At 67.3% G+C, this 4,610-nt stretch carries 3 protein-coding genes and 1 pseudogene; all 4 read right to left on the bottom strand.

From position 1 onward, the window contains the following. Nucleotides 1-264, bottom strand: a pseudogene (locus HC022_RS19415) (outer membrane protein assembly factor BamD); the annotation flags it as partial. A gap of 116 nt (nt 265-380) precedes the next feature. Then, on the bottom strand, nt 381-1,310 hold the full coding sequence (gene lpxC / locus HC022_RS19420; protein ID WP_008883837.1) for a UDP-3-O-acyl-N-acetylglucosamine deacetylase: 930 nt from the start codon (nt 1,308-1,310) through the stop codon (nt 381-383). Nucleotides 1,311-1,565: 255 nt separating this feature from the next. Further along, nucleotides 1,566-3,218, bottom strand: coding sequence for a cell division protein FtsZ (ftsZ, locus tag HC022_RS19425; RefSeq protein ID WP_167453520.1), 1,653 nt, complete (start codon nt 3,216-3,218; stop codon nt 1,566-1,568). Nucleotides 3,219-3,886: 668 nt separating this feature from the next. Further along, the coding region (ftsA, locus tag HC022_RS19430; protein ID WP_167453519.1) for a cell division protein FtsA at nt 3,887-4,610 on the bottom strand (724 nt) is incomplete at its 5' end.

A 4,610-nucleotide genomic window follows, 5' to 3' on the forward strand; every position in this document is an offset into this window, starting at 1 on the left:
GTAGGCCTGCATGATCAGGGCACGCTTGGACCAGTCCGAGTAGGGATAGAGCCGCTCGACCTCACCGAAGTAATACGCCGCCCGCTCGCCATCATTGCGGTCGAGTTCGTACTCTCCGCGCTCAAAGATCTGCTCTGCGCTGAAGGTCTCTAGAGGAATGTTCCCCTTGGCGTAGCCATCGCGCTCCTGCGCGGTGCACCCGGCCAGAATAATGGCGGAAAAAGCCAATCCGATCACAAGTTTGCGCGATCTGCCGCCTGCCATGCCCGACACCCTCGTGTTTCTTCGACCGAACCGATGACCGGTCCTTGGGCCAAGGTCCTAGCACAGAAAATTCCGGGGCAAAACGCCTTAACGGCGTTTTGCTGCCGACATCACGTTCAGGCGACGGCGGGGATTTCGTCGCGCTCCACCCCGGCCCCGGGAAGCCGCGCGGAGAGCTCGTCATCGCAGGCCACGAGCCGGTAGGCATCGGGATTCGCGAAGAGTTCGTGCAGGAGCATGTTGGTGATGCCGTGACCGGCCTTGTGCCCCTCGTAATGGCCGATGATCGGCGCGCCGGCAGTGAAGAGATCGCCGAGCGCATCGAGCATCTTGTGGCGCACCGCCTCGTCCGAGTGGCGCAGGCCGCCCGGCGAGAGGACCTTGTCGCCATCGACCACGACGGCGTTCTCATAGGTGCCGCCGAGCGCGAGGCCGTTGGCCTGCATCGCGTCCACGTCCGCCTGGCGGCAGAAGGTGCGGCTGTCGCAGAGCTCGCGCACGAAGGTGCCGTTGGCGAGGCTCAGGCTCTTGTCCTGGGTGCCGATGGCGGCATCGGCGAAGTCGATGTGGAAGTCCATCGTCAGCCCCTCGTCCGGACGGGCCGGCGACAGGCGGGCCCAGCCCTTGGCGGTGTAGACGGCGACCGGCTCGAGGATCTCGATGGCGTGCACCGGGGCGCGCAGGGCGCGGACGCCGCGCGCCATGATGCCGCGCACGAAGGGGGCGGCGGAGCCGTCGAGGATCGGAACCTCCGGGCCGTCGATCTCGATCAGCGCGTTGTGAACGCCGCAGCCCGCAAGCGCCGCCATGACGTGCTCGATGGTCGAGATCGCGACACCTGCCTGATTGACGATACGGGTGCACAGCGGGGTCACCTCGACGGAGTCCCAGCGCGCCGGCACCAGCGCATCGCCCAGAAGAATGTCGGTGCGCTTGAACCAGATCCCGTGCTCGGCCATGGCCGGGCGGATCGTCATGCGGGCCGGCCGGCCCGAATGCAGGCCGACGCCCTGGAAGGTCACTGCGGAGCGGATGGTGGTTTGCACGTTACTTACCTCGATCTCGGAGCCATCATAGCAGTCGGGGCTCCTTCGAGGGTGGAGATATAGACGCCCCCCCGTCATCACAAATCAAGTATTGCAACCACTTGAAACATCGCAGGATGCGCATGCGCGGAACCGTGCGCACCCCCGGGACCCTCAAGCCAAGCCATTGCCATCAAAAAGAAAAACGCCCCCTGTTCCGGGGGCGTTCTGGCTCCGTGGGCTCACGGAATTTATCGGTCTGCGAATGATTTTCGCTCAGTTTGCCTGGCGACGCAGGAAGGCCGGGATCTCGATCCGGTCCTGCTCGTGGGCTTCTTCCTCGTCATGCACGGGCGCCGGCTGGTGCGCCTGCATCGGCGGCTGCTGGCGACGCGGGGCCGGCGCGGCGGCCTGCTCGTGGCCGTGGCCGGTCATGCGGTTGATCAGGGAGTTGATCCCGAAACGCGGCTTGTCGGCTTCGGCCGGACGCTGCACGGCCGGCTGCTGCGCCGGCTGGACCGCCGGACGGGCCGGGGCGCCGCCGGGCTGCTGGCGGTTGCGCGCGGCTGCGGCGTGCAGGCGGGCCATGGTCTCGGCCGAGGGCTGCCCCGGAGCGGGCGCGCGCGGTGCCACGAAGGCCTCGGGCTGCACGTCAAGCGCATCGGGTTGCGGCTGGAACTGCGCCACCTGCGGGCGGTAGGCCGGCGGCGGCAGGCCGTCGTCCGCAACCGCAGGAAGCTCGTCCTCGTAGGCGGTTTCCATCGGCTGCTCTGCGGCGGCGGGCTCGGCGTCCAGCGTCTCGAACAGCGAGGGCTCCTCGTCCTCGTACTCCGGCTCGGGCGCGCGCGCGGCAACGGCGGGCTTCTGCACCGGCGCGGCGGCGACCGGCGCCTCCTCGATGTGCTGCTGCTTCAGCGGCTCGGCGAGCTTGCGGCGCGGCACCGGTACATCCTGGTGCGCGGCGGTGGCGTCGATGCCGGTGGCGACGACGGACACGCGCATCATGCCTTCCATGGTGTCGTCGAGGGTCGAGCCCACGATGATGTTGGCGTCGGCGTCCACTTCCTCGCGGATGCGGTTGGCCGCCTCGTCGAGTTCGAACAGGGTAAGGTCGTGACCGCCGGTGATGTTGATGAGAACACCCTTCGCGCCCTTGAGCGAGATCTCGTCGAGCAGCGGGTTGGCGATGGCCTTCTCGGCGGCCTGGATGGCGCGCTCTTCGCCCTCGGCCTCGCCGGTGCCCATCATCGCCTTGCCCATCTCGTCCATCACGGCGCGAACGTCGGCGAAGTCGAGGTTGATGAGACCCGGACGGACCATCAGGTCGGTCACGCCCTTGACGCCCTGGTAGAGCACGTCGTCGGCCATCGAGAACGCCTCGGTGAAGGTGGTCTTCTCGTTGGCGAGGCGGAACAGGTTCTGGTTCGGGATGATGATGAGGGTATCGACGACCTTCTGCAGGGTCTCGACGCCTTCCTCGGCCTGGCGCATGCGCTTGGCGCCCTCGAACTGGAACGGCTTGGTGACGACGCCCACGGTCAGCACGCCGAGCTCACGGGCAGCCTGCGCGATGATCGGCGCGGCGCCAGTGCCGGTGCCGCCGCCCATGCCGGCGGTGATGAAGCACATGTGCGCGCCGGCAAGGTGGTCGACGATCTGCTCGATGCTCTCCTCAGCGGCAGCGGCACCCACGGAGGCACGCGCCCCGGCACCCAGCCCCTCGGTCACCTTCACGCCGAGCTGCACCTTGCTCTGCGACATCGACTGCTGCAGCGCCTGCGCGTCGGTGTTCGCCACGACGAAATCGACGCCTTCGAGCTGCTTGGCGATCATGTTGTTGACGGCGTTGCCGCCGGCACCGCCCACGCCGAAGACCGTGATCCGGGGCTTCAGCTCTTCCTGGCCGGGCATCGAGAGGTTGAGTGTCATGTGCTTGTCCGCCTGTGTCTTAATGACTTGATACACGCCTGTCCTGCGCCTTTGGGGTCAATTCTTACCGAGAACTTAGAGTCCGGTCACGCAAAAAACGCGAATTTGCTACGAAATATGGTGCAATTTGGACGTCTTCGCGCGGGATTTCGCCGAAAGACCCAGATTTTGCGGCCAACGCGGAACGAGACGCAAACGACGATTGAGCAGCGCGCCCGAAGGGCCCGCGCAGAGGGTCTTGCGATCATGTTCTGGGATGTCTGCCCGACGTCCCGCCAGCCCGTCTCTGTGGACGGTTGTGTGGACAAGCTAGCAGAGCCCCACCCTGCCGTCATCCGGAAAATCTTCACAAGATCGCCAGCCAGCCCACTCCGGCGCGCCCCCTGCCCGAGACACCGCCAAGCCCGCCGGAGGTCGCCACGCCCGGCACCGCCACACCCGACCGGAGACGCCGCCCTGCCCACAACAGGGCAACACCGGCCCTTCATCTTGCCAGATAAACTCCGGGGGAGTCGCGGCACGCGACGGGGGCAGAGCCCCCTCTTCCCGTGCCAGGCTCACCGCCTCAGGACGCGGGGGCAATCCCGCCAAACGCCCAGCCGAAGACCGGGCCAAAGACCGGGGCCAAATCCCCGACCGGCCATGCAGGACCGCTGCCCCCGATGGCCTCACCAGTTGTCGCGGAACCACTTCACGGCGCGTTTCAGCGACCGGGCCGGGTACTTGTCGACGGGGATCTCGAAATCCCACCACTCGTCCTGCGGATGCGCCGCGAAGAGGCACATGCCGACGGCGCTGGCAAAGCCCGGCCCCGTCGCCGCCTGCGGCAGCCCGTGCACGCGCATCGGGCGCCCCAGCCGCACCTGCGAGCCGAGGATCCGGCTCGCAAGCCCGTCGAGCCCGGGGATCTGGCTTGCCGCCCCCGTGAGCACGATCTGCTGGCTCGGCATGTGGTCGAAACCCGCCGCGTCGAGGCAGGTGCGCACCTCCTCGAGGATTTCCTCCACCCGCGGCCGCATGATGCCGATGAGCTCGGCGCGGCTCACCTGTCGCCGGTCGTGGTGCCAGTCGCCGGTGTCGCCCGAGATCTCGATCATCTCGCGGTCGTCCATCCCGGTGGCGACGACGCCGCCGTAGAAGGTCTTGATCCGCTCGGCCATGGCCATGGGGATCTGCAGCCCCATCGAGATGTCGCTGGTGACGTGGTTGCCGCCCATCTGCACCGCGTCTGCGTAGATCATGTGCTTCTTCATGAAGATCGAGACGCCGGTGGTGCCGCCGCCCATGTCGATGCAGGCCGAGCCAAGCTCCTGCTCGTCCTCGACCAGCGCCGAGATGCCGCTGGCATAGGCCGACGACGCGAGCCCCGCGAGCTCGAGATCGCAGCGCTTC

Origin of the sequence: Salipiger sp. HF18, from assembly GCF_011806505.1 — a bacterium.
GTDB classification, from domain to species: domain Bacteria; phylum Pseudomonadota; class Alphaproteobacteria; order Rhodobacterales; family Rhodobacteraceae; genus Salipiger; species Salipiger thiooxidans.